Below are 25,185 nucleotides of genomic sequence, written 5' to 3' on the forward strand. Positions count from 1 at the left end.
GGAGCGTCGACATGGCATGGTCCCATCTCATCTCTTGGTTTTTCGGCGGCGCGTTCCTCACCAACGCCGTGCCGCATTTCGTCTTCGGCATCGCGGGCAAACCATTTCAGAGCCCATTCGCAACGCCGCCCGGCGAAGGTCTCTCGTCGTCCACGGTGAATGTGCTGTGGGGCGCGTTCAATCTGGCCGTCGGTTACGCCCTCGTCCTGCGGGTTGGTGATTTCCACCTGCGAAACACAACCGATGCCGTTGCGATCGGGTTGGGCATCCTGGCACTCGGCGTGCCGATGGCCCGGCGCTTTGGCAGGTTCAATGGTGGCAATCTCGACAGCGGTCTGCCGCAACACCAATGAACACATCGGCAAGTACGCCAGCAACAGGCGTCTTCCGCTCACTGCGCGTTTTCAACTACCGGTTGTGGGCCGTGGGGTCGCTGGTGTCCAACGTGGGCACGTGGATGCAGCGCACCGCGCAGGACTGGCTGGTGCTGACGCAGCTCACGAACCATAACGCTTCAGCAGTCGGCACGGTCATGGCGCTGCAGTTTGGCCCGCAGCTCCTGCTATTGCCGTGGACGGGCGTTGCCGCGGATCGCTACAACCAGCGCAAGCTGCTGATGGCCACCCAAGCGACATCGGGCGTGCTGGCGTTGATTCTCGGGCTGCTGACCGTGACGGGCATCGTTCAGCTCTGGCACGTCTACCTGCTGGCGTTTCTGTCCGGCTGTGCGTCGGCGTTCGATGCTCCGGTGCGCCAGACGTTCGTAGCGGAACTGGTGGGCGATGGCGATCTGCCCAATGCAGTTGCGCTCAACTCGACGTCGTTCAACGCTGGGCGCATGGTCGGGCCAGCGGCGGCGGGCATGGCCATCGCCACCATCGGTACAGGCTGGGCATTCCTGGCCAATGGGCTTTCGTTCATCGCGGTGCTGACTTCGCTCTTTTTCCTGCGCAAATCCGAACTGCGCCCGAATGCGCGTGCACGGCGCTCTCAAGGCGGCTTTGCCGAGGCCATCCGTTACGTGTGGGCTCGCCCCGACCTCAAGGCCATGCTGGTCATGCTGTTCCTGATCGGCACATTCGGGCTGAACTTCCCAATCTTCATCTCGACAATGGCAGCGAGCGTCTTCCACTCGGATGCGCGTGGCTACGGCGTGTTGTCGTCGATGATGGCGGTCGGCACGATGTCCGGCGCGTTATTCGCCGCGGGGCGTAAGCAGCCGGAGTTCAAGTCACTGCTGATAGGCGCTGCGATATTCGGGCTGGGGTGCACGTTGGCGGCCATCGCACCGGGCTATTGGCTGTTTGCGGCGGCGCTGGTCATCACCGGCATGGCGGCGCTGACATTCACCAACACGAGCAACAGCCTGATGCAACTCTCGACCGAGCCTGCCATGCGTGGGCGGGTAATGGCGTTGCGCGTGGCCATCGCGTTGGGCGGCACCCCGATTGGCGCACCGATTGTGGGCTGGGTGGCAGACCATCTCGGCCCGCGCTGGTCACTTGGTGTGGGTGCGCTCTCGGGCCTGCTTTCGGCAGCGGTGGCCGTCTATGTGATGCGGCAGCAGATTCATCTGCCGCGGCAAGAGCCACCGACGCTGGAGCAAAGTGGGTCTTGAATACCTTGATGTTGCCGCGAAAAAAAACCCCGCAGTGCGGGGTTTTTCTTGGCAGATGCGACCGATCAGATCGCCTCGATCTTCGTAGCAGCCGGGCCCTTTTGGCCCACGCCTGCAACGTAGCGAACCTTCTGGCCCTCTTGGAGGGACTTGAACCCGTTGCCCTGAACTTCAGAGAAGTGAGCGAAGAGATCGTTGCCGCCTGCGTCCGGGGTGATGAAGCCGAAGCCCTTGGAGTCGTTGAACCACTTTACTGTGCCGGTTTCCATGTTGGATATCCTAAAAAGTTCTGCATGAGCCTGTGCTCACCAGGCACGACAATCAAGGAAGAAACATGGAGCAAAGGAAGCACCGCTTGGCGTGACAACCCAGAACATCGGAGTAACTGCTTGAAGATCCTGCGAGGATGGTTTCTACAGACATTTCAGCCCCGCGTCAACAAATAATTAGATAAGCTGCACCTTTGACCCACCCCCGCACCCCACCGCTGAGCCTGCACGCCACAGTGGGCGTGCGCCCTTGAGAGAACCATCAGCATGACACTCTGCTCGGCTTGCGCTGCAATCGAACTCCATAAACGCGGCGCGCCAGGCCATGCTTTGCTGAGAATCACCGACACGCAGCGCATCAAGTCGCCCTCCGCGCGCCCAATCACCGTCAGCACGTTCTCGTGTCCCACATGCGGCGCGCGGTGGGTCTATCGCGATGAAAAGAACGTGGACAACCAGGGCTGGTCGCTAGAGGCGTAGGCGCCCTGCTCGGCCGCTTTTCTCATGGCGGTTCACAGCGCGTTCGGCGCCGCCCTCCCATCAAGCACCGCAGCGATATTGTCGAGTGCGGTGAACCCCATCTGGTCGCGCGTCTCGATCGTCGCGCTCGCCATATGCGGCGACAGAAACACATTGTCGAGTGCTGCAAAGCGCGGATCGATGTTGGGCTCGTTCTGATAGACGTCAAGCCCCGCGCCGAATAACCGATGCGACGCCAACGCATCGTACAGCGCATCCTCGTTGACGAGACTCCCGCGCGCTGCGTTGACGAATACCGCGCCGTCGCGCAACAAGCCGAACTCGCGGTGCGTCATCAATGGCGTGCCGCCGCCAGGCACGTGCAGCGTGAGGATGTCGCACTGTGGCAGTAGCGTGTCGAGATCCGCGCAATAACGCGCGCCGGCCTCGATCTCGGGCGGCGCGGGCCGCCGGTCGGTATAGACGATCTGCATTCCGAAGCCGCGCGCACGCTGTGCGACCGCCCGCCCGATCCGGCCGAAACCGACGATCCCGAGCGTCTTTCCGTTCACGCGCATGCCAAGCATGTCCGTCATGCCGAACGACTTTCCCCATCCCGCGCGCACGATACGCTCGTACTCCGACGCACGCCGGCACGCGGCGAGAATCAACAACATCGTGAAATCGGCAGTGCAGTCCGTCAGCGCGTCGGGCGCGTTGCTGACGACGATCCCGCGTGCGCGCGCGGCGGCCACGTCCATGTGGTCGTAACCGGCGCTCGCGTTCGCGATGATCTTCACGCTCGGCGGCAATGCTGCGATGTGCTCGGCCTGCAGCCCCGATTTCTTGCCGATCAGCACCGCCGGCGTCTCGTGGCGGTTGCAGAATTCGACGACGGACGGCGCGTCCATGTCGGCGTCGGTCACATACGCGTGGAATTCGGCTTCGGCACGTGCGGCCACCGCCGCGGGAACCCGTCGCGCTACCAGGAGGCGGGGGCGATTGTTGTCAGGCATGGTCTCGTCCTTGGGTCGGAAAACGGAGCACAGCCTACGAAGCACGGTCGGCGCGGGTCAATATTGATTGTTTCGATCAATGTATGTGCGCGGTGCGCCGCCGCGGGCTTTCGGCGTCGCTTCGGCCGTGTCGCGCGCCGCCCATCCGGCCGCGCTGGTCCGGGAGCGACGTCTCGTCGAACTCAGGAAAACCCTGACGCCGCCCCGTCGCGACGGGGCTGTTGATATTGATTGAAAGAATCAAGATTGCTGGGGAATCGCCACCGCGCAATGCTTTTTGCATGTTCAACGCACCACTGAAGACGAGGTCGTGAAGATGCAGGCAGAAAAAAGAATCGCGGCGGTGACGGGCGCCGGCACCGGCATCGGCCAGGCGGCGGCCGTCGCGCTGGCGCGAGCCGGGTTCAGCGTCGCACTGCTCGGCAGGCGCATCGATCCGCTGCTCGAAACGAAAGAGATCATCGAGCGGGCCGGCGGCGCGGCGGCGGCCATTCCGACCGATGTTTCCGACGAAGCGTCAGTCGACGCCAGCTTCGCGCAGATCGCGCACGAGTTCGGGCGCCTTGATGTGCTGTTCAACAACGCGGGCCGCAACGCAGGAGCCGTGCCGCTCGACGACTACTCGCTGCAATTCTGGAACGACGTGGTCGCGACCAACCTGACGGGTGTGTTCCTGTGCGCGCGCGCCGCGTGGCGCCAGATGAAGCGGCAGACGCCGCAAGGCGGCCGCATCATCAACAACGGCTCGATCTCGGCGCACACGCCGCGTCCGAACACTATCGCGTACACCGCCACGAAGCACGCCGTTCTCGGCATCACGCGCTCGCTCGCGCTCGACGGCCGGCCATTCAACATCGCGTGCGGCCAGATCGACATCGGCAACGCTGCCACGTCGCTGACCGAACGCATGACGAGCGGCGTGGCGCAGGCCGACGGCCGCATCGCGCCCGAGCCGCGCGTCGACGTCGCGCACGTCGCGAATGCCATCGTGCAGATGGCGAGCCTGCCGCTCGAAGCCAACATTCTGAACATGACGATCATGGCGAGCGCGATGCCCTTCGTCGGACGCGGCTGACCCCACGCGCGCCGGCACACACAACAACCATACGCCGGCCCATCCATCAGACAACAGGAGACAACATTGGAAACTGCAGAAGAGCAGGTTTCGGTCATGCGCGAGGTCAACGCGCACGCGGGCAGCGTAAGAAGATCGCGGGTGCGCTACGGCGTGCTGTCGATGCTGCTGGTGGCGACCGTCCTCAACTACGTCGATCGCTCGGCGCTCGGCATCGTCGCGCCCGCGCTATCGAAGGATCTCGCGCTCACCCGCGTGCAGATGGGCGAGCTGTTCGCCGTGTTCGGACTCGCCTACTCGATTGCGCTGCTGCCCGCAGGCGTGCTAACCGACATGCTCGGCTCGCGCGTTGCGTATGCGCTGTCGCTCGTCGGCTGGTCGCTGGCGACGCTGACGCAAGGGCTCGCACACGGCTACCACATGCTGCTCGGCTCGCGGCTGGCGATGGGAGCGCTCGAGGCACCCGCGTTTCCGTCGAACGCGCGTGCGGTGACGATGTGGTTCCCGGTCCAGGAACGCGGCTTCGCAACGAGCGTGTACGTGATGGGCCAGTACATCGGCACGCCGCTCTTCACCGGGCTGCTGCTGTGGATCTCGTCGGCGTTCGGCTGGCGGGCCGTATTCTTCTCGACGGGCGCGTTCGGCATCCTGTTCAGTGTCGTCTGGTATCGGTTCTATCGTGATCCGTCACGGCATCGCAGCGTCAATGCAGCCGAGCTGCAGTACATCACTGAAGGGCGCCCCGTGGTGACCGCGCGCGATCGCTTCGACTGGCGCATGGCGCTGCGCCTGCTCAGCTACCGGCAGATCCTCGCGATCTGTCTGGGCAAGTTCTGCAACAACACGCTGCTGGTGTTCTTCACGACCTGGTTCATGACCTATCTGGTCGAGGAACGGCACATGTCGATGATCAAGGTCGGTTTCTTCCAGGCGATGCCGTTCATCGGCGCGACGTTGGGCATCCTGATCGCCGGCTATTTGTCCGATCTCTGCATCCGGCGCGGCGTGTCGATGTCGTCTTCGCGCAAGGCGCCGCTCGTGATCGGCACCTTCCTCGGCGCGTCGATCGTGCTCGTCAACTTCGTGCATTCGAACGCGCTGGTGATCGCGATCCTCACCATCGCATTCTTCGCCCAGGGGATCGGCTCGATGTCGTGGGCGGCCGTGTCCGAGATTGCGCCTAAACGCTATGTTGGACTCACCAGCAGCATCACGAGCCTCGCGGCCAACATCGCAGCCGTCACCACGCCGCTGATGATCGGCTACGTGACGCAGCACACCGGCAGCTTTTTCTGGGCGCTGAACTTGATGGGCGGGATCTGCCTCGTCGGCACGCTGTCGTACTCGGTGCTGCTCGGCAAACTGTCGCGTATCGAGCTCTGAGCCCGTAGATGCCCTTTGTCTGCCAACCCGCCGACTCCTTCACCCGCAGACCACGACCATGATCGAATTCAAATGGGACCACCTGCAACTCTGCTCGGCCGATGCGGAGGCCACCGCCGCATGGTTCGCGCGCTGCCTGAACGCCGAAATCGTGCGACGCCCCGGCCGCGTCGATCTGCGGATCGGCGCCGTCAACCTATTCATCACCGCCCAGCCGGACGCGCGTTCGGCGACCGTGACGGAGGGGCGCCGCGTGCAAGGGATCGACCACTTTGGCGTGCTGGTCGATGACTTGGATGCCGCCTACGCGCATCTGGTCGCGCACGACGCAGAGATCGTCCAGCCCATCACGCGGATCCGCGCCGGTGTGCGCGGCTGTTTCGTACGCGCGCCAGGCGACATCCTCGTCGAGGTGCTTGAGCGGCGCGCAGCAGAAATGACATTCAACTGAACCCGGTCTATAGTCGGCGCAAGCGGCCAGACACAGGCCGCATCGTCATCACGACTCCCCATGCAGAACTGGATCACCCTGACGGAAGCGGCGCGGCGGCTCGGCGTGCGGGCGCAGACCGTCTACGCGTATGCGAGCCGCGGCAGTATCGCCGTGATGCAGGACCCCAACGATCCACGCAAGAGTCTGTATCGCGCGGAGGACGTGGTCACGCTGTGCCGCAAGAAACAGGTCGGCCGCAAGCGTGCGGCGCTGGCAGCCAGCACGATCTTTGGCGCCGAGCCGTGCATCTACAGCGGCATCACCACGTTCTCCAAGGGCCGCGCCTGGTATCGGGGCCGCGACAGCATTCAGCTTGCGGATACCGCCACGCTCGAGGAAACGGCTGCTCTGCTCTGGCAGGCCACCACGCCCGTGTCGTTCGACGCGCCCGCGATCGCGCTGCCATCCGGCGAGCGCGATCGGCAATGCGCGTTCTCGGTACTCGCGATGCTGGCCGCGCACGGCCATTCGACGCTCGGCCGGCTCGACAGCGCGCTGCACATCGAAGCGGGGCAACTCGTCGCGATCGTGTCGCGCGCGTTCGGCGCGCATGGCGATGTCGGCGCAAGTCCACTCCGGACCCATCAGCGGCTCGCAGCCGGCTGGGGCCTCGACAGCGATGGCGCGGATCTGCTGCGCCGGGCGATGGTGCTGGTTGCGGATCACGAGATCACGAGTTCGGCATTCGCCGCGCGCATCACCGCGTCGACCGGCGCATCGCTCGCGGGCTGCCTGCTGACGGGGCTCGCAACGTTGTCGGGCCCGCTGCACGGCGACGCGTCAGGGCGCGTGCGTGCGGTATTCGACGACGTGCAGAGATTGGGCGCCGAGCACGTGGTCGATCACTACCTGAAGTCAGCGATCCCGATTCCCGGCTTCGGCCATCATCTTTACCCCGATGGCGATCCGCGCGCGGCCGCGTTGCTCGCGCGGCTCCATCCGACGGCGGAACTGGCGCATTTCGTCGACAAGGTTACGGAGCTCACCGGCCAGCGGCCAACCATCGATGTCGCGTTCGCGATGCTGTCGGTGCAGCTTCAGTTGCCGCGCGATGCGGCGTTCGGCTTGTTCTCGATCGCGCGCAGCGTCGGGCTGCTCGCGCACTGCATCGAGCAACTGCGCGTGGGCAAGGTGATTCGGCCGCGCAGCCGCTACACGGGGCCGGCGCTAGACGAGCGGCATCTGCGCCCCGACACTGAGGACGAAGGCAAATTGCCGAAAGCCGGTGTGATCGAGAAGAATCGGGTGTTCAAGATAGTGGAGTAAGGCTACCGGGCTCCGCTCGGTCGCCACGTGGTGCCCTCACGTCGCCTTGCGGCCCCATTTGAAGTAGGGCGTCGAACGCGAACGATGGACACAACCACATCTGTCGGAAACCTTGTACAAAGCCATGCGGGGCTTAAGGTTGCCAAGCGCAAATTCGCACATCGCGTGAGATTGGGTGAAAGCGGTTGAGGCATCATGAGATGCCTCATCCCTTGTCACACTTGAGTTTCTTGCGATTTTTGTCGCTGCATGAAACGGGGTGAGACGATGCTAGATCACTCCCACTCAATCGTCGCAGGCGGCTTGCCCGACACGTCATACACGACCCGGCTCAAACCACGCACCTCATTGATGATGCGGTTCGACACGCGGCCCAACAGCGTGTACGGCAGATGTGCCCAGTGGGCGGTCATGAAGTCGGTGGTCTGCACAGCACGCAGCGCCGTCACGTAGTCGTACGTGCGACCATCGCCCATCACGCCGACGGACTTGATCGGGAGGAACACCGCAAACGCCTGGCTCGTCAGGTCGTACCAGCTCTTGCCGACATCGCCTTCACCGCACACGCCGGCGGCCACGTCCTGCGCCGTGGCCTTGGTGCCGCGCAGCTCTTCGATGAAGATGGCATCGGCACGGCGCAGCAGCTCTGCGTATTCACGCTTGACCTCGCCCAGAATGCGCACGCCCAGACCCGGCCCCGGGAACGGATGGCGATACACCATCTCGTGCGGCAGGCCCAGCGCCACGCCCAGCTCGCGCACTTCGTCCTTGAACAGATCGCGCAGCGGCTCGAGCAGCTTCAGCCCCAGCGTTTCCGGCAGGCCACCCACGTTGTGGTGGCTCTTGATCGTCGTTGCCTTCTTGGTCTTGGTGCCGCCTGATTCCACCACGTCCGGGTAGATCGTGCCCTGCGCCAGCCACTTGGCGTTGCTGAGCTTCTTCGCTTCGGCCTGGAACACTTCCACAAACTCGCGGCCGATGATCTTGCGCTTGGCTTCCGGGTCCGTCACGCCGGCAAGGTGGCCGAGGAACTGCTCGGAGGCATCCACGTGCACGACCTTGGCATGCAGACGGCCAGCGAACATGTCCATCACCATCTTGCCTTCGTCCAGGCGCAGCAGGCCGTGGTCGACAAACACGCAGGTGAGTTGGTCGCCAATCGCACGGTGGATCAGCGCCGCTGCCACCGACGAATCAACACCGCCCGACAGGCCGAGGATCACCTCCTCATCGCCCACCTGCTCGCGGATGGCCTTGACGGCTTCGTCGATGTGGTCGCGCATGACCCAGTCGGGCTTGGCACCGGCAATTTCCAGAACAAAGCGCTCGAGCATCGCGCGGCCTTGCACGGTATGCGTAACTTCTGGGTGGAACTGCACGGCGTAATAGCCACGTGCCTCATCGGCCATGCCGGCGACCGGGCAGCTCGGCGTCGAGGCCAGCAGCTTGAAGCCGGGCGGCAGTTCCGTAACCTTGTCGCCGTGGCTCATCCATACCTTGAGCATGCCGTGACCTTCCGGCGTGGCGAAGTCCTGGATGTCCTTGAGCAGACGGGTGTGACCATGCGCACGCACTTCGGCGTAACCGAATTCGCGGTGGTCACTCCACTCCACCTTGCCGCCCAGCTGCACGGCCATGGTCTGCATGCCGTAGCAGATGCCGAGCACCGGCACGCCCAGATCCCACACGGCCTGCGGCGCGCGCAGCTGATGGTCTTCGTACGTGCTGGCGTGGCTGCCGGACAGGATGATCGCCTTGGGCGCGAACTCGCGCACGAAGGCGTCGGACACGTCGTTCGGGTGGATCTCGCAGTAGACGTGTGCTTCACGCACGCGCCGCGCAATCAGTTGCGTGACCTGCGAGCCGAAATCAAGGATGAGGACTTTGTCGTGCATGTTGTGAAGGAGTGGAATCGGCAATCGTGTCGACTTCAGTGCCGGGGCCGTAGCCCGGAGGCGGCATGTAGCCAGGTTCTTTGCGCTGCGCCTTTTCTGCGCGTTCGCGTTCGCGCGCGGCCGCGGCGTCTTCGCGGGCTTTCTGGGCGCGCACGCGCTCATTGGTGCGTACGCGGCGCGAGGCGGGAATCTGCACGGCGGAAAACGCCGCCAGCACCGCGGCAAACGTCGGCAGCCAGATGCGGCCAGCGCCATCCACCGGCAGGTGGAAGAACAGCAGCCAGGCAATCACCAGCACGGCGACAGCCAGGTTCACATGACCGACCACCTGCGCAACGGCGGTGGTCAGTTGCCCGTTGACGGTGGCGTGCCACAGCAGCCAGGCCACACCAATCAGCGTGACGCCGAGCAGCTGACCGTACATCGCCGGCTCAGGCTGCGGTAATTGCAGCGCGCCGAAGATGGACGTCAAGGGTGAAGCGAGCAGGACGAGACCGACGCACAGCGCGACAGCCGCATCCAGAAACAGAACGAGTCGCAAAAGCGCTTTCATCATCGTCTCCAGTTGCGGGCGGCCGCCCGTGCTTCGGCCACCGGTTGAATCGGCCGGAGCGCCCGCGCGCCCCGGCGGCAGTACTGCTTGCCTTCTATCTTGTTTGCGATGATCGACAAGCGATCAGTCGCGGTGATAGTTCGGCGCTTCCTTCGTGATCTGCACGTCGTGCACGTGCGATTCGTTCATGCCAGCGGCGGTGATCTCGACAAACTGGGCTTTCTCGTGCCATTCGGCAATCGAGGCGCAACCGCAGTAGCCCATCGACGAGCGAACGCCGCCCGTGAGTTGATGCACGATCGGCAGCGCGGAGCCCTTGTACGGCACGCGCCCCTCGATACCTTCGGGCACGAGCTTGTCGACGTTGGCGGTGTTGTCTTCCTGGAAGTAGCGGTCGGCAGCGCCGTCCTTCATCGCGCCCACCGAGCCCATGCCACGGTAGCTCTTGTACGAGCGGCCCTGGAACAGGAACACCTCGCCCGGCGATTCGTCCGTACCGGCGAACATGCCACCCATCATCACGGTGTGCGCGCCGGCAGCCAGGGCCTTGGCAACATCGCCCGAGTAGCGGATACCGCCGTCAGCGATCAGTGGAACGCCGGTGCCCTTCAGTGCCTCGGCCACATTCGACACGGCAAAGATTTGCGGCACGCCCACGCCAGCAACGATCCGCGTCGTGCAGATCGAGCCCGGGCCAATGCCGACCTTGACGCCATCCGCACCGTGGTCGACCAGCGCCTTGGCGGCGTCGCCCGTGGCGATGTTGCCGCCAATCACCTGCACTTGCGGGTAGTTGTCCTTGATCCAGCGCACGCGGTTCAGCACGCCCTGGCTGTGGCCGTGCGCGGTATCGACCACGATCACGTCCACGCCGGCCTTCACCAGAAAATCGATACGCAGATCGTTATCCGGACCCACGCCCACCGCCGCGCCCACGCGCAGCGAACCGCGTTCGTCCTTCGAGGCCAGCGGGTATTCGGTGGCCTTCTGGATATCCTTGACGGTGATCAGGCCGCGCAGCTCAAAGGCTTCGCCCACCACCAGCACGCGCTCCAGGCGGTGCTTGTTCAACAGGCGCTTGGCCTCTTCCAGCGTGGCGCCTTCCTTGACGGTGACGAGCTTCTCGCTCGGCGTCATCTTGGCGCGCACCGGGGCGTCCAGTTCCTCTTCGAAACGCAGATCGCGGTTGGTGATGATGCCCACCACCTTCTTGCCTTCCAGCACCGGGAAACCCGAAATACCGTGCTGTGCCGACAGCGCCATCACGTCGCGGACCTTCATGTCCGGACCGATGGTGATCGGGTCGCGCAGCACGCCCGATTCAAAGCGCTTGACCTTGGCGACTTCGCGCGCCTGTTCTTCCGGCTTCAGGTTCTTGTGGACGATACCGATACCACCTTGCTGCGCCATGGCGATGGCGAGCCGCGCTTCCGTAACCGTATCCATGGCGGCGGAGACAAGCGGAATGGCGAGTTCGATCGAACGGGTAAGCTTGGTGCGAAGGGACGTATCGCGGGGCAGGACGGCCGAATAGGCCGGGACGAGCAGCACATCATCGAACGTGAGTGCTTTCTGGACAAGACGCATAGCAATTTCCTCTAGGCGCAAAATCGGATTATACGGGAATTCGCCCCACGGTTGTAGAGACCCGTGCTATGCTCGATAAATTTTTCTTCGCGCCCGTGCCTATTGCGCCCTGCGCCGCCAGCGGCCGCGCAGAGTTAGCCTCGCGAGTGTTCGGATGGGAATTGGCGTACTGTGCGCCCTGCTGGCAGGGGCGATGTGGGGCATGGTCTTTATTGCACCCCGCGCGCTGCCCGCGTTTTCACCGTGGGAACTGACCCTCGGCCGCTACCTCGCCTACGGCGTCATCGCAGCCATCACCGCTGCCCCGATCCTTCCCCGCATTGCCCGCAAGATTACCCGCGCCGATTGCCTGGCGCTGTTCAGGCAGTCCTGCAGCGGCAACCTTGTTTACTTCGTTTTCGTGGCCTTTGGCGTGCAACTGGCTGGCGTTGCACCCACCTCGCTCATCGTCGGCATCCTGCCCATTACCGTGACCATGCTTGGCCGGCGCGATCATGGGGCCGTGCCGCTCTCCCGCCTGATCTGGCCGCTATTGGTTGTCGCTGCCGGCATCGTCTGCATCAACGTCGACCTGTTCGGCCATGAAGCGACGACGATGGCCGCCAACGCCCGGCCTGCCTGGCAACGCATTGCCGGCATCGCTTGTGCGGTGGGCGCGCTTTGCAGCTGGACCTGGTACGCCGTGGACAATGCCCGCTACCTGCAGCGCAATCCGCATTTCTCCAGCAACGAATGGTCTGCGTTGTACGGCATTTCCAGCGGCATTCTGTCGGCCGCTTTGACCTTGGCGGCCCTGCTCGCGGTCGGTACAAGCTGGATGAATGCCGGCGGACGTGCCTGGGGCACGTTCTGGGTGGTCAATGCTGCCGTGGCACTCGGCGCGTCGCTGATCGGCAACAACTTATGGAACATCGCCTCCCGACGACTGCCGCTCACACTGTCGGGCCAGATGATCGCGTTCGAGACCCTGTTCGCGCTGGCATATGGCTTCGTGTACGACGACCGCTGGCCGCGTCCGCTTGAGATGGCCGCAATCGCCTTGCTGATTGCGGGTGTCGGCTGGTCGGTGCGCTTGCACGCCAACAACAAGTCTGCATAAACTGGGCGCCTTGCCGGGGGGCGAGTCGACAGGCCAAGCCAGGCCGTCGGCCTAAATTGGCGAGTGGCGATCACGCCACCGGGCTCCCGTGCGCGTCCAGGGGCCGTCGTCGGGTCGGCCAGCGCGCCGTCGGCAGTCCACGAACGAGAACTCCATGAAACGACTGCACGTCCTGTTGCCTGCCACCGCTGCCCTGATCGCCCTCGCTTGTCCGGTTGCCCAGGCGCAATGGGCCTGGCAATGGCGCGATGACAAGGGCCACATGGTCTACAGCGATGCCGCACCGCCGCCGTCGGTGCCATCCAACCGCATCATCCGCAATCCGAACAGCCGCACGGCCACGGCCTATGAAGCGCTGTCCGCGCCGGCCTCGGGCGTCAAAGCGGCGGACCCTAACGCGGCAGCCAGACCCAGCCAGCCAGCCTCGGGCGTGGCCGCATCGAACCCCGACGAAGAACTGCGCAAGCGCCTGGCCGACCGCGCCAAAAAGGAACAGGACGAAGCCAGGCAGGCAGACGCTGCCCAGCGCAAGCAAGCCGAATGCGCACGCCTGCGCAACGAAACCACGTATATGCAAGACGGCCGCCGCGTCGGCTCGGTGCAGGCCGACGGCTCGATCGCCTATATGGATGACAACCAGCGCGCCGCAGCCGTCCAGCGCAACCAGGCTGCCCTGAGCGCCAACTGCAACTGATTTGTCGTTATTCGAGGACGTCGTCTTTGGGCGGCGCCTCGTTGCGCAGCCACTTCAGCCCTTCGCGCGTGCCGGTGGCCCGCACCTTCAGCACGCGCCGCCGGCGTGCAGTTTTTGGATCGGCGATCAGCGGACCCAGAATTTCCACCCGGTCTCGCGCGTGCAACGGTGCATCGGGCGTCTTGCGCTTGCCGTAAATGCCCAGGCGGCAGGTATCGATGGTCAATTCCAGGCCATTCAGCACGCCAGAGGCACGCACCGCGTCGGCCACCGTCGCCCGCTCCGGTACTTGCACGGTGACAAGCCGCGGCGGCGTAACCGTCGCCAGGCAGACCATCACGTCGATCACGGTGCTGGAATCAGGATTCGCCATACACCGTCTCAGCGCGTTTGACGAACGAATCGACGAAGGTGTTGGCAATCATGCTGAACACCGGGCCGATCAGTTTTTCCAGAATCACGTTGGAAAACTCGTAATGCAGGTGGAAGTTGATCTTGCAGGCGTCCGCGCGCAGCGGCGTGAAGATCCAGAAACCGGTAAATGACTTGAAAGGCCCGTCAGCGAACGTCATATCAATGCGAGTGGGCCGCGTTTGCACGTTACGCGTGCGAAAGAACTGGTGAATGCCCTTGAAGGCGATGTCCACGCGCGCGTCGAGTGACGTTTCCGTCTGCTCGTAGATTTCAACGCCCCCGCACCATGGCAGGAAGTTCGGATAGTCCTTGACGTCGGTGACCAGGTCGAACATCTGTTCGGCCGAGTAGCCAATTAACACGTTTTTTTCAACGTCTGCCATGCGTCATCCGAAAGCTTTGCGTGCCGCGTCCCGGCTGGGATTGCGGCGGATTTGTTAAACTCGCCATTTTATCGCAGCGCATGCAGGGATCGTCACCCCAAGGCGCGCACCGCATATTCCAAAATATGACCATCGCCGACAACAAAAAGGCCTTTTTCGATTACTTCATCGAAGAGCGCTACGAAGCAGGCATGGCTCTTGAGGGCTGGGAGGTGAAAGCCATCCGGGCCAACCGTGCGCAGATCAAGGAAGGCTACGTCGTCATTCGCAACGCCGAGCTGTTCCTGATCGGGGCCCATATCAGCCCGCTGCAATCGGCCTCCACGCATGTCAATCCAGACCCCGTGCGCACCCGCAAGCTGCTGCTGCACGCCGAAGAGATCAAGAAGCTCATCGGCAAAGTGGAACAGCGCGGCTACACGCTCGTGCCGCTCAACCTGCACTACACGCGCGGCCGCGTGAAGTGCGAGATCGGCCTTGCCAAAGGCAAGAAGCAGTTCGACAAGCGCGAAACCGAGAAAGACCGCGACTGGCAGCGCGAAAAAGCCCGCCTCATGCGCGAGAAGGCTTGAGCCCTCTCCCGCTCCGCCGAGCCTTACGCGCTCGGCCGCTGCTGCTTCACAATCGTCAACGCTGACGCAATCATCGTGCTCAGGTCACCCATGTTGCCCGGCACGATGAGCGTGTTGCCCTGCTTGGCCAGGTTACCGAATGCGCTCACATACTCTTCCGCCACCTTCAGGTTGACGGCATCGACACCGCCCTCGGTACGAATGGCCTGACCGATCTTCTGGATCGCCTGGGCGTTGGCTTCTGCCACCGCCAAAATCGCCGCTGCCTCGCCCTGCGCCTTGTTGATTGCGGCCTGCCTTTCCCCTTCTGATTTTTGGATGGCAGCCTCGCGCGCACCGGATGCCAGATTGATCTGCTCCTGGCGCTTGCCTTCGGATGCGGCGATCAGCGCACGCTTTTCACGCTCGGCCGTGATCTGCGCCTGCATGGCGTGCAGGATCTCCTTCGGCGGCGTCAGATCCTTGATCTCGTAGCGCAGCACCTTCACGCCCCAATTCGATGCGGCCTCATCCAGCGCATTGACCACGCTGTGGTTAATGAAGTCGCGCTCCTCAAACGTCTTGTCCAGTTCCAGCTTGCCGACGACCGAGCGCAGCGTCGTCTGCGCCAGCTGCGTGATGGCGATCACGAAATTGCTCGATCCATACGAAGCCCGCATCGGGTCGGTCACCTGGAAATACAGGATGCCGTCCACTTGCAGCTGCGTGTTGTCCTTGGTGATACAGATCTGGCTCGGTACGTCGAGCGGGATTTCCTTGAGCACGTGCTTGTAGGCCACGCGGTCAACAAAGGGCAGCACGATGTTGAGCCCCGGCGAGAGCGTCGCGTGATACTTGCCCAGTCGCTCCAGAATCCAGGCGTGCTGTTGCGGCACGATCTTGATGCCTTGTGCGATCAGCACGATGGCGGCAAACAGGACGATGATCGCGAGAGTCCCCAGCTCGAACATAGAACCTCCGTGGTTGGGCTTGTTGGTTGTTTTTGGTTGTTGTTGGTGGCTACCTGGGCGCGACGACAAGCACGTTGCCACGCACTTCGACGATCCGGAATTCGCCAGCCGCGGCCGATGCGTGCGGTGCAAGTTCGACATCCCATGCGGCGCCGCGATATTGCACGCGCGCGCGGCGCTCGGGTGACCAAGCATCGACGCGCAACGTCTCGCCGATGTCCAGATTGACGTTGCGATTGCGCGCGGCATTCTCACGCGTGGTCCGCCCGTAGCGCGTGCGCCGCAACCCGACGATGCCGAACACCGCCACGATGGCGGCCACGATGGCCTGCGCAGGAAACGTAAGGCCGATCAGCGCGGCAAGACCGCCAGCGACCAGGCCGATTGCCACCATCAGCAGATAGAAGGTCCCCGTCATCAGCTCGCCGATGACGAGCAGCACGGCCAGAGAAAACCAGACGGTCTGAGCCGACATACTCCCTCTCCCGGAATCCCATAAAAAAACCCCCGCGATGCTGCACGTCTGCGGGGGCATGTCGCTCGGCCCCCGTCAGCGTTGGACGCTCTCGGGCACTTCGCGTTCTTGTTGGCGCGCACCCGTCAGGATACGCGCCTTGTCTTACGACGCTCTAGGCCGGAATCAAGCCGAACCCAGCTTCTGCCACGTGTCGATCACCGAATCCGGGTTCAGCGAGATCGACGAGATACCTTCCTTGGCCAGCCACTCGGCAAAATCCGGATGGTCGGACGGGCCCTGACCGCAGATACCGACGTACTTGCCCATCGACAGCGCCGTAGAAATGGCACGCTGCAGCATGAACTTGACCGCCGGATCACGCTCGTCGAAGTCCTTGGCCAGCAGCTCCATGCCAGAGTCGCGATCCAGACCCAGCGTGAGCTGCGTCAGGTCGTTCGAGCCGATCGAGAAACCGTCGAAATGCTGCAGGAACTGCTCGGCCAGAATCGCGTTGGACGGCACTTCGCACATCATGATCAGGCGCAGGCCGTTCTCGCCGCGCTTCAGGCCGTACTTGGCCAGCAGCTCGACAACCTTCTCAGCCTGACCGAGCGTACGCACGAACGGCACCATCACTTCGACGTTGGTCAGGCCCATCTCGTCGCGCACGCGCTTCATGGCACGGCACTCCATCTCGAAGGCTTCGGCAAAGTCTTCGGCGATGTAGCGCGAGGCGCCACGGAAGCCCAGCATCGGGTTTTCTTCGTCCGGCTCGTAGCGCGAACCACCGATCAGCTTCTTGTACTCGTTGGACTTGAAGTCCGACAGACGCACGATCACCGGCTTCGGATAGAACGCCGCTGCGATCGTGGCAATGCCCTCGGCCAGCTTGTCAACGTAGAACGCACGCGGGCTTGCATGGCCGCGAGCCACGCTTTCCACGGCCTTCTTCAGGTCGCTGTCGACCTGCGGGTAGTCGAGGATCGCCTTCGGGTGAACGCCGATGTTGTTGTTGATGATGAATTCGAGGCGAGCCAGGCCCACACCGCCGTTCGGGATCTGGCAGAAATCGAACGCCAGTTGCGGGTTGCCGACGTTCATCATGATCTTGGTGCTGATCGGCGGCATTTCGCCACGCTGGACTTCCGTGATTTCGGTTTCCAGCAGGCCGTCATAGATCTTGCCTTCGTCGCCTTCGGCGCACGAGACTGTCACCAGCGTGCCGTCCTTCAGCAGGTCGGTCGCATCGCCGCAGCCGACCACCGCCGGCACGCCCAGCTCACGCGCGATGATGGCCGCGTGGCAGGTACGGCCGCCACGGTTGGTGACGATGGCCGAGGCGCGCTTCATCACCGGTTCCCAGTTCGGGTCGGTCATGTCGGCAACCAGCACGTCGCCGGGCTGCACGCGCTCCATTTCAGCCGGATCGTTGATCACGCGCACCGGGCCCGTGCCGATCTTCTGGCCGATAGCGCGGCCGGTGGTCAGCACCGGTGCCGAGCCCTTCAGGCGGAAGCGCTGCTCGACCTTGCCGTGCGACTGGCTCTTCACCGTCTCCGGGCGAGCCTGCAGGATGTAGATCTTGCCGTCCTTGCCGTCGCGGCCCCACTCGATATCCATCGGGCGACCGTAATGCTTCTCGATGATGACGGCGTACTTGGCCAGCTCCGTCACATCCGCATCGCTGATGGAGTAACGGTTGCGGAGTTCGCCCGGTACGTCGACGGTCTTCACGCGGCCTTCTTCGCCCGGCGCGGTGAATTCCATCTTGATCAGCTTGGAGCCGATCGAGCGGCGGATGATCGGGTACTTGCCGGCGGCCAGCGTCGGCTTGAAGACGTAGAACTCGTCCGGGTTCACCGCACCCTGCACCACCGTTTCGCCCAGGCCGTAGCTGGAGGTGATGAAGACGACCTCCTGGAAGCCCGATTCGGTGTCGATCGTGAACATCACGCCCGAGGCGCCGCAGTCCGAGCGCACCATGCGCTGGATGCCGGCCGACAGGGCCACCACGTCATGGGCGAAGCCCTTGTGCACGCGGTAGGAAATCGCACGGTCGTTGTACAGCGAAGCAAACACGTGCTTGATCTTGTCGAGCACGTCATCGATGCCGAGAACGTTGAGGTAGCTCTCTTGCTGGCCGGCGAACGAAGCGTCCGGCAGGTCTTCGGCGGTGGCCGACGAGCGCACCGCGAACGATGCCTCGGCGCCTTCGCGGGCCGACACGCGAGCGTACGACTCGCGAATCTCCTGCTCCAGACGCGGCTGGAACGGTGCGGTGGCGACCCACTCGCGGATCTCCTTGCCGGCGGCAGCCAGCGCCTTGACGTCGTCGACATCCAGGCTGGCCAGGCGCTGCGAGATGCGCTCGGTCAGGTTGTTGTGTGCAAGGAAATCGCGGAACGCCAGTGCCGTGGTGGCAAAACCGCCTGGAACGCGCACGCCGGCGCCATCCAGCTGGGAAATCATCTCGCCCAGCGAAGCGTTTTTACCGCCGACGACCTCGACATCGGTCATCCGCAATTGCTCGAACGGCAGCACATAGGCGCCGTCTTGCGACAGGTTAGTCATACAAGCCCCTAAACTAAGTGAAAAACCGGTCGGATGCGCACGGGGCTTTCTTCTTGTCGTCTGGCCGCGCGAATCGCTTGGCTAAACCATCCGGATGCCCTGCCAGCACTGCCGCTGTGGCATTGCCTGACAGGCGATCGGCCCGAATTGCTTAGCTAAACGATCGCCGCTATTCTACCGTGCCGCAGCACGATTTCCTGCCGGCGTGCTGGAAAAACCCCTCGTTTTCGATGACCGACCTCGCCCCCGCATCTCCCAACCGCACACCGTTCCGCACCGTTTTCATCGTGTCGGATGGCACCGGGATCACCGCAGAAACGTTTAGCCACTCGATCCTGGCGCAGTTTGAGATGAAATTCCGACAGGTGCGGATTCCGTTTGTCGACACGATCGACAAGGCGCACGTTGCGGTCGCAAAGATCAACGAAGCCTTTCACGCCGAAGGGGTGAGGCCGATCGTCTTCACCACATTGGTGGATGCCGAGGCAAACGAGATCGTCCATCGGGCCAAGGCCACCATCCTGGACATGTTCCAGACCTTCATCGAGCCGCTCGAGAGGGAACTGAACCTCAAGTCGACCCACGCCATCGGCCGGTTTCACCAGAACGCCGACACCGAGGCGTACAAGAACCGCATCGAAGCGATCAACTTTTCACTTGCGCACGATGACGGCCAGTCACACAAGAACTTGGCCGAGGCGGATGTGATCCTGGTGGGGGTATCGCGCAGCGGCAAAACGCCGACCAGCCTGTACCTGGCAATGCAATACGGCGTGAAATCTGCCAATTACCCGCTCATTCCGGACGATTTCGAGCGCGGCAAGCTGCCCACGGTGCTGTACAACTACAAGAACAAGATTTTCGGGCTGTCGATCGATCCTCAGCGCTTGTCGGAAATCCGCAATGAACGTCGCCCAGGCAGCAAATATGCCGCGCTGGAAAATTGCCGCTATGAGGTCAACGAAGCCGAATCGATGATGCGGCGCGAGGGCGTCAAGTGGCTGTCGTCAACGCACAAGTCGATCGAGGAAATTGCCACGACGATCCTGCAGGACATCAAGATGGATCACAACAACTACTGAGCGAGCGCTCTCAGACCTCAAACACAACGGCCGGCATTGCACCGGCCGTTTTGCTTTTCTGCGGCCCAGTCAGGCGCGATCGCGCACCCAGTTGCCGCCATGCGCCGCGGCTTGCGCTGCTGGCGATGTTTCCAGGTAGGCCAGCGCCTGCTCGGTCGATCCTTCGTGATGCGGCGTATAGCTGGGGCGGAAATAGCGCAACGCAGCCCCCAGCATTTTCCAGAACGATGGCAGGCAGTTGCGCCGCGAGCCGTGCCACCAGCCGCGGATAAAGCCAGGAAACTTGCCCGCGCCCGGATCGCGCTTGTACATGAAGCGGAAACCCGTCACCAGGAAGTACAGCAGCAACAGGATCGTGGTCAGCATGTGGAAGCAGCGTTCGAGATACGAGCCGCCCATGTGCCGAAAGATGTCGAACGCGACGGTGCGGTGCTCGACCTCCTCTGCGCCGTGCCAGCGCAGCAGGTCGAGCATGACGGGATCGGCATGGGCGGCATCCAGCCCCTTTGCGTTGAGCACCCAGTTGCCCAGATAGCCGAAAAAGTGCTCCAGCGCGGCGATGATGCCGAGCTGCTGCCGCAGCCAGAAGCGCGTGTGGCCGATCTTCAGGCCCAGCGGCTGTTCGCCGAGCACCTTGGAAAAAAGCCAATCGAGGCGCTTGGTGAAGGGCTGGGTGTCGATGCCGTGGTCTTTGTAGTAATGCGCAAGCACGCCGCCGTGCGAGCGCGAGTGGACGGCCTCCTGGCGCAGAAATCCCTCGGCGTCGGAGCGCAGCTTTGTGTCGGTAATCAGCGGCAGCGCCTTGTTGTAGACGCGGCAAAACCACAGCTCGCCGGCGGGGAACAGCAGGTTCAGGATGTTGATGATGTGCGTGCTGGACGGGTCGCCAGGAATCCATTGGATGGGCGTGTCCTTCCAGTCGAAACGGACGTGGCGGGCCTTGATGAAGTAATTGGGCGCGGTCATGGTGGTCTCCTGATGTTCTTGTCTGCGCGGGCTCAATGCCCCGCCATGCTCACGCGCGCGATCAGCCGGCTGAGCCACTGTGCATAGCGCGAGATGAAGCGCGACGAATGCGCCTCGATACCGATCGTGACAACGGGCTTGTTGCGCCGAACGGCCCTGAACATGGCTTTCGCGACGGTCTCGGGCTTAAGGCCGCGCAACTGGTAGAGCTTGGTCGCGCGGGCACGCAGTTGGGCCTGTTGTGCTTCGGTCGTGCCGGTGTAGACGGTGGAGGCCATGATTCCCGTCTCGGCAAAACCGGGGCAGATGGCCGACACGCCGATACCCTGCCCGGCCAGCTCGCCGCGCATGCATTCGGACAGCATCAGCACCGCGGCCTTCGTCGTCGCATAGGCGGCAAGATCACGCGATGGCGCGAAGGCCGCCGCTGATGCAGTGTTCAGGATGTGCCCGCCCTGCCCGCGCGCCACCATCTGCTTTGCGAACAGCCGGGCGCCATGGATCACACCCCACACGTTCACGTGCAGGATGCGCTGCCAATCGCGCTCGGAGGTGTCGACAATGCCGCCCGCCATGCCGATGCCGGCGTTGTTGACGACGATGTCGGCGCCGCCCAGGTCCTTGCCGACCCAGTCGACCAGCGCTTCCATCTGCTCGGCATTGCCGACATCGACGGTGCGCGACCACGCCTTGCCGCCGGTGAGACGGATGAGCTTGGCCGTGCGCTCTGCATCTTCGGCACGGATGTCGACAGCGACGATCGCCGCACCCTGCTCCGCGAATTCCAACGCCGCGCAACGACCGATGCCGCTGCCAGCTCCCGTGATGACCGCCAGCTTGCCGGAGAACGGTTTGCGCTCGCCATGCTGACGCGTGCGTTGCAGCGCTTCGGATTCCGGCTTGCCCTCGACATGCTCGATCAGCTCGCGTGCCATGTCCGCCATGCGTGCGGCATGCGTGACCGGCAGCCAGTGCCGCGCTACCACTTCGCGGCGCCAATACTGCGGCACCCAGCGCGAGAGGTCTTCGGACAACGCGGGGCTGACGTACTTGTCCAGCGTCGGCACGATGACCTGCACCGGCGCATGCGCGACACGCTTGCGCGGTGTGAACAAGCTGCGGACGAAATTGGCGCGATACAGCGAGACACCGCGCACGCCATCGGCGGTCTGCGTGGCACGCGGCACGATGGCGGTCTTCTCAACGCGACGCAGCACACGCGGCCACGCGCGCCCGAGCCACAGGCGCCAACTCAGCTCTGGCACGATGGGAAAATGGAACAGCAGCACGTACCACGAGCGCACGAGCTGCCCCAGCATCTTGCCCAGCGACGACGGCGTCGGCCGCAGCAGCCGCGCGCGCATCCAGTAACCCACGTGGTCCAGGCAAGGCCCTGAGCACGATGTGTATGACGCAATGCGTCCGCGCAGGCGCTCCTCCGTCACGAACTCCCACGACTGGATCGAACCCCAGTCGTGCGCGATCAGGTGCACCGGCTTGCCTGGGCTCAGCGTATCGATCACGGCGATAAAGTCGTCGGTCAATCGCGCGAAGGTGTAGTTGCGCATCCCTTTGGGCGAACTTGACTTGCCGGCACCACGCACGTCGTAGGCAATGATGTAGTAGTCGCGAGCGAGCAGCGGCGCCATCTCGTGCCAGACCTCGCTGTTGTCAGGGTAGCCGTGCACGAGTACGACGGTCGGATGCGCCGGGTCGCCCCAGGTCTTGACGGCGAGCGAGACGCTGCCGGATTGCACGGTGCGCTCGGCGTGTTCCTTGGTCGGAAAAGCTGCAGCCGGCTCGAACAACGCCAGCGGGGCCTCTTCAAGAAGCGTTTTCATGTGAGCCTCCCCGCGCATCAGGCGGCGCGCTGCTGCGCAAGCTGGCGTTGCAGCCAGCGGCGCACATGCGGCAGATCGTCGTCGAGCCAGTAAGCATCGTCTTCGGTGATGACGAGCAGCTCTTCGAACTTGGCACCGACGCCATGGAAACCCAGGTGCGGCTCAACGGCCCACAAGCCCGGCACCGGCGCATGTTCGGATCGACGGTCGATCGACCACAGCGGCGACCACCCTTCCTGCTTGCCGCTGCGCACCTGGTCGAGGATCAGATTGCGCGTGGCATTCAACCCGAAGCGCGCAACAAAACGCGGTTTGGATGGGCTGTCCAGCTTGGCCACGCGATGCGCCAGCACTTTGAATGGATAGGCCTTGTGGCGAGGCTCCACGCCCTGCTTCATGCAGAGCTGATCCACTGCACGCGCTACGTCGGCCATTGACCGACGCTCGCGAATCAGGCGCACGATCAGTTCGCGATGCGCCATCAGATCGTCCTGCAGTTGTTCGAGGATGGCGCTCTCGCCAAGGCACATGGCATAGCCCACATCGGCGATCACGCCATTGCGCACGGGCGCCACGTCCAGGATGACCGGCATGTTTTCCTCCAGCCGCCGCGACGATGGAAAGAACGCGAGGTTGAAGCCGGCCATGTGCGTCAGGCCCGAAAAGCCCTGGAACGCCGTGCGATCGCCAAACCAGGCGAACGGCTTGTGCAGCCAGTCGTGCACGCCGCGATCGCCGAGCCACTCAGTGAGCAGCTTGGCCGCGTCCTTCTCCGTCATGCCGGGGCGCAGCATACCGCCGACGGCCTCGACGCACGCGTAGGCGAGTTGCTGGATTTCGCGAAACTGGGCCAGTTCGTCGACATGGACGCGCGCCAGGGTGGGGTTCGGCATGCCAGTCTCCTTGAGTATGGGTATCGGGGGGCGCTCATTGTCACCGCACCCAATGTTCCATTACTCAATGTCAAAGTCAATGCGGGACTTTTCTGGCGTTTGAAAACGCCGTGTGACCGGTAATCGACAGAAAAAAGAGAGGTTTAGCCCGCGCGGCGTTGTCGCACGGCTTCAAACAGACAGATCGCTGCTGCGGCAGCCACATTGAGCGATTCCATGCCGCCCGGCTGCGGAATCGTCACAGGCGTTGTCACGGCAGAAAGCCATTCGTCCGACACGCCCGCACCCTCGTTTCCGAACACCCAACCGACGGGCGCCTTGAGCGACACATCGAACACAGCCTGCTTGGCGTGCGACGACGTCGCCAACAGCGGCACCTGAAGGCGCGAATGCACGCTCTCGAACGTGCAGTGTTCAACGATGTTCAGGTGGAAATGCGCGCCCATGGCGGCCCGCAATGTCTTGGCCGACCACGCGAACGCGCAGCCCGGTGTCATGAACACATCACGCACGCCGGCAGCAGCCGCACAGCGCAGGATGGAACCGACGTTGCCGGCATCCTGAATGCCATCCAGGATCACACAGTCCGCCTCAATGGTTTGCGGCAACTTGCCTTCCGGCGTCTCCACCAGGGCGATCAGATCGATGCCGTTGACGACCGTGGTGAGTTGGCCAAACAGGTTGTCCGCCAGCAGGATGACGGAGTCCGGATCAACGCGATCGAGCACCGCGACCACTTCCGGGTGCCGGATATGGCGCTCCGAAACCAGGCATTGCTCCGGCACGTGGCCTGCATCCAGATACGCCGTGACCAGATGCACGCCGTCGAGCACGGACTGCCCAGCGCGCCGACGATGCTGCGTCGAGCCCGAAAGCGCCTTGAGATGCTTGAACACCGCGTTATCGCGGGAAGTGATGTGCTTCACGAATGGGCCCAGCAGAAAAAGGTCAGTCGTCCCAGGCGCTGCCTGCAGCGGTGGTTTCGATGCTGATGGCGCTCATCCCCTCCAGCGCACGACGCACGGGCGCGAACGAGCGGCGATGATGGGGCGTCACGCCATGCAGGTCGATCGCCGCCAGATGCTGCGGCGTGCCATAGCCGGCATGGACGTCAAAGCCGTAGAGCGGAAACTCGATATGCAGCGCGGCCAATTGGCGGTCGCGTGTCACCTTCGCCAGGATGGATGCCGCCGAAATAGCCGGCACCAGCGCATCGCCCTTGACGATGGCCTCCACCGCAAATGCCACCTGTGGGCACCGATTGCCGTCCACCTGCACGAGATCGGGCAGCGTGCCCAATGCGGCCACGCCGTGCACCGCACGCTGCATGGCCAGCATGGTCGCGTGCAGGATGTTGATGCGGTCGATTTCTTCGACGGTGGCTTCCGCCACATGCCAGGCGAGCGCCTTTTCGACGATCTCGTCGTACAGCGCCTCGCGCTTCTTGGCGGTCAGGATTTTGGAGTCGGCCAAGCCTTTAATTGGCTTGCGCGGATTGAGAACGACCGCCGCAGCCGTCACCGGTCCGGCCAAAGGCCCGCGTCCAGCCTCATCCACGCCGCAGAGGATGCGACGCGCGCGCTTGGCCGCCGGCTCTTGCGAGAGCAGCAGGCCAAGCTGGTCGGGATTGGGTTTGCGGGACGCCATGG

General features: G+C 63.5%; 27 protein-coding genes. 11 read left to right on the forward strand and 16 right to left on the reverse strand.

Annotated elements, in window-relative coordinates; all coding sequences use genetic code 11:
* Window positions 1–11: 11 nt before the first annotated feature.
* Together M1D44_RS07525 and M1D44_RS07530 are read left to right on the forward strand one after the other, a co-directional pair.
* Window positions 12–353, forward strand: a complete 342-nt coding sequence (locus M1D44_RS07525) for a hypothetical protein (protein ID WP_316853700.1) — start codon at window positions 12–14, stop codon at window positions 351–353.
* Complete coding sequence (locus M1D44_RS07530) at window positions 350–1,618, forward strand: MFS transporter (RefSeq protein WP_316853701.1); 1,269 nt, start codon at window positions 350–352, stop codon at window positions 1,616–1,618. The genes M1D44_RS07525 and M1D44_RS07530 overlap by 4 nt, the downstream gene beginning before the upstream one ends.
* Before the next feature lie 65 nt (window positions 1,619–1,683).
* Here the strand turns inward: M1D44_RS07530 and M1D44_RS07535 are convergent, their stop codons facing one another.
* Window positions 1,684–1,887 carry a cold-shock protein gene (locus M1D44_RS07535; RefSeq protein WP_004626726.1) on the reverse strand — a complete coding sequence of 68 codons (204 nt, stop codon included), beginning with the start codon at window positions 1,885–1,887 and terminating at the stop codon, window positions 1,684–1,686.
* A gap of 267 nt (window positions 1,888–2,154) precedes the next feature.
* On the opposite strand from M1D44_RS07535, the gene M1D44_RS07540 reads away from it, so the two are divergent.
* The gene (locus M1D44_RS07540; protein WP_024975763.1) at window positions 2,155–2,367 is read left to right on the forward strand and encodes a hypothetical protein; all 213 of its coding nucleotides are present in this window, start codon (window positions 2,155–2,157) and stop codon (window positions 2,365–2,367) included.
* 32 nt (window positions 2,368–2,399) lie between these two features.
* Here M1D44_RS07540 and M1D44_RS07545 read toward each other — a convergent pair whose 3' ends face one another.
* Window positions 2,400–3,362: a 2-hydroxyacid dehydrogenase gene (locus M1D44_RS07545; protein WP_316853702.1), complete on the reverse strand. Its 963-nt coding sequence runs from the start codon at window positions 3,360–3,362 to the stop codon at window positions 2,400–2,402.
* 76 nt (window positions 3,363–3,438) lie between these two features.
* Window positions 3,439–3,645, reverse strand: coding sequence for a hypothetical protein (locus M1D44_RS07550; protein WP_316853703.1), 207 nt, complete (start codon window positions 3,643–3,645; stop codon window positions 3,439–3,441).
* Between the two features lie 33 nt (window positions 3,646–3,678).
* On the opposite strand from M1D44_RS07550, the gene M1D44_RS07555 reads away from it, so the two are divergent.
* The 4 genes from M1D44_RS07555 to M1D44_RS07570 all read left to right on the forward strand — a co-directional run bounded on the left by M1D44_RS07555 (window position 3,679) and on the right by M1D44_RS07570 (window position 7,579).
* Window positions 3,679–4,437, forward strand: coding sequence for an SDR family oxidoreductase (locus tag M1D44_RS07555; RefSeq protein ID WP_024975765.1), 759 nt, complete (start codon window positions 3,679–3,681; stop codon window positions 4,435–4,437).
* Between the two features lie 96 nt (window positions 4,438–4,533).
* Window positions 4,534–5,820 (forward strand): MFS transporter, encoded by a 1,287-nt coding sequence (locus tag M1D44_RS07560; protein ID WP_316853809.1) that lies wholly within the window; start codon window positions 4,534–4,536, stop codon window positions 5,818–5,820.
* A gap of 58 nt (window positions 5,821–5,878) precedes the next feature.
* On the forward strand, window positions 5,879–6,271 hold the full coding sequence (locus M1D44_RS07565; RefSeq protein WP_024975767.1) for a VOC family protein: 393 nt from the start codon (window positions 5,879–5,881) through the stop codon (window positions 6,269–6,271).
* Window positions 6,272–6,331: 60 nt separating this feature from the next.
* Window positions 6,332–7,579, forward strand: a complete 1,248-nt coding sequence (locus tag M1D44_RS07570; protein ID WP_316853704.1) for a citrate/2-methylcitrate synthase — start codon at window positions 6,332–6,334, stop codon at window positions 7,577–7,579.
* 275 nt (window positions 7,580–7,854) lie between these two features.
* Here the strand turns inward: M1D44_RS07570 and guaA are convergent, their stop codons facing one another.
* From guaA to guaB, 3 genes are all read right to left on the reverse strand, one after another.
* The gene (gene guaA, locus M1D44_RS07575) at window positions 7,855–9,474 is read right to left on the reverse strand and encodes a glutamine-hydrolyzing GMP synthase (protein ID WP_024975769.1); all 1,620 of its coding nucleotides are present in this window, start codon (window positions 9,472–9,474) and stop codon (window positions 7,855–7,857) included.
* Window positions 9,449–10,027: a hypothetical protein gene (locus M1D44_RS07580; protein WP_316853810.1), complete on the reverse strand. Its 579-nt coding sequence runs from the start codon at window positions 10,025–10,027 to the stop codon at window positions 9,449–9,451. The genes guaA and M1D44_RS07580 overlap by 26 nt, the downstream gene beginning before the upstream one ends.
* A gap of 123 nt (window positions 10,028–10,150) precedes the next feature.
* Complete coding sequence (gene guaB, locus M1D44_RS07585; protein ID WP_024975771.1) at window positions 10,151–11,614, reverse strand: IMP dehydrogenase; 1,464 nt, start codon at window positions 11,612–11,614, stop codon at window positions 10,151–10,153.
* A 154-nt stretch (window positions 11,615–11,768) separates the two neighbouring features.
* Between guaB and M1D44_RS07590 the strand changes: the two genes are divergently transcribed.
* Together M1D44_RS07590 and M1D44_RS07595 are read left to right on the forward strand one after the other, a co-directional pair.
* Window positions 11,769–12,713, forward strand: coding sequence for a DMT family transporter (locus M1D44_RS07590; RefSeq protein ID WP_024975772.1), 945 nt, complete (start codon window positions 11,769–11,771; stop codon window positions 12,711–12,713).
* Window positions 12,714–12,867: 154 nt separating this feature from the next.
* A complete protein-coding gene (locus tag M1D44_RS07595; RefSeq protein ID WP_112184964.1) occupies window positions 12,868–13,407 on the forward strand; it encodes a DUF4124 domain-containing protein in 540 nt (179 codons plus the stop codon).
* 7 nt (window positions 13,408–13,414) lie between these two features.
* On the opposite strand, the gene M1D44_RS07600 is transcribed toward M1D44_RS07595, so the two are convergent.
* Complete coding sequence (locus M1D44_RS07600; RefSeq protein WP_112184966.1) at window positions 13,415–13,780, reverse strand: RnfH family protein; 366 nt, start codon at window positions 13,778–13,780, stop codon at window positions 13,415–13,417.
* Complete coding sequence (locus tag M1D44_RS07605) at window positions 13,767–14,204, reverse strand: type II toxin-antitoxin system RatA family toxin (protein ID WP_024975775.1); 438 nt, start codon at window positions 14,202–14,204, stop codon at window positions 13,767–13,769. The genes M1D44_RS07600 and M1D44_RS07605 overlap by 14 nt, the downstream gene beginning before the upstream one ends.
* Before the next feature lie 125 nt (window positions 14,205–14,329).
* On the opposite strand from M1D44_RS07605, the gene smpB reads away from it, so the two are divergent.
* Window positions 14,330–14,776 carry an SsrA-binding protein SmpB gene (smpB, locus tag M1D44_RS07610; protein WP_004626709.1) on the forward strand — a complete coding sequence of 149 codons (447 nt, stop codon included), beginning with the start codon at window positions 14,330–14,332 and terminating at the stop codon, window positions 14,774–14,776.
* Window positions 14,777–14,799: 23 nt separating this feature from the next.
* Here the strand turns inward: smpB and M1D44_RS07615 are convergent, their stop codons facing one another.
* From M1D44_RS07615 to ppsA, 3 genes are all read right to left on the reverse strand, one after another.
* Window positions 14,800–15,726 carry an SPFH domain-containing protein gene (locus M1D44_RS07615; RefSeq protein ID WP_004626708.1) on the reverse strand — a complete coding sequence of 309 codons (927 nt, stop codon included), beginning with the start codon at window positions 15,724–15,726 and terminating at the stop codon, window positions 14,800–14,802.
* 49 nt (window positions 15,727–15,775) lie between these two features.
* Window positions 15,776–16,201: an NfeD family protein gene (locus tag M1D44_RS07620; protein ID WP_024975776.1), complete on the reverse strand. Its 426-nt coding sequence runs from the start codon at window positions 16,199–16,201 to the stop codon at window positions 15,776–15,778.
* Window positions 16,202–16,366: 165 nt separating this feature from the next.
* Window positions 16,367–18,754 carry a phosphoenolpyruvate synthase gene (gene ppsA / locus M1D44_RS07625; RefSeq protein ID WP_112184970.1) on the reverse strand — a complete coding sequence of 796 codons (2,388 nt, stop codon included), beginning with the start codon at window positions 18,752–18,754 and terminating at the stop codon, window positions 16,367–16,369.
* 230 nt (window positions 18,755–18,984) lie between these two features.
* Here ppsA and ppsR point away from each other — a divergent pair, with 230 nt between their 5' ends.
* A complete protein-coding gene (gene ppsR, locus M1D44_RS07630; protein ID WP_024975778.1) occupies window positions 18,985–19,836 on the forward strand; it encodes a posphoenolpyruvate synthetase regulatory kinase/phosphorylase PpsR in 852 nt (283 codons plus the stop codon).
* A gap of 69 nt (window positions 19,837–19,905) precedes the next feature.
* Here the strand turns inward: ppsR and M1D44_RS07635 are convergent, their stop codons facing one another.
* The 5 genes from M1D44_RS07635 to rnhB form a co-directional block, all read right to left on the reverse strand.
* A complete protein-coding gene (locus tag M1D44_RS07635) occupies window positions 19,906–20,802 on the reverse strand; it encodes a metal-dependent hydrolase (RefSeq protein WP_024975779.1) in 897 nt (298 codons plus the stop codon).
* A 32-nt stretch (window positions 20,803–20,834) separates the two neighbouring features.
* Complete coding sequence (locus M1D44_RS07640; RefSeq protein ID WP_316853705.1) at window positions 20,835–22,643, reverse strand: SDR family oxidoreductase; 1,809 nt, start codon at window positions 22,641–22,643, stop codon at window positions 20,835–20,837.
* A 17-nt stretch (window positions 22,644–22,660) separates the two neighbouring features.
* Window positions 22,661–23,536 (reverse strand): M24 family metallopeptidase, encoded by an 876-nt coding sequence (locus tag M1D44_RS07645; protein ID WP_439004468.1) that lies wholly within the window; start codon window positions 23,534–23,536, stop codon window positions 22,661–22,663.
* Window positions 23,537–23,679: 143 nt separating this feature from the next.
* Window positions 23,680–24,462 carry a TrmH family RNA methyltransferase gene (locus M1D44_RS07650; protein ID WP_316853706.1) on the reverse strand — a complete coding sequence of 261 codons (783 nt, stop codon included), beginning with the start codon at window positions 24,460–24,462 and terminating at the stop codon, window positions 23,680–23,682.
* Window positions 24,463–24,484: 22 nt separating this feature from the next.
* Window positions 24,485–25,183 (reverse strand): ribonuclease HII, encoded by a 699-nt coding sequence (gene rnhB / locus M1D44_RS07655; protein WP_024975783.1) that lies wholly within the window; start codon window positions 25,181–25,183, stop codon window positions 24,485–24,487.
* Window positions 25,184–25,185: the final 2 nt, after the last annotated feature.

The sequence above is a fragment of the Ralstonia sp. SA306 genome (assembly GCF_054792405.1).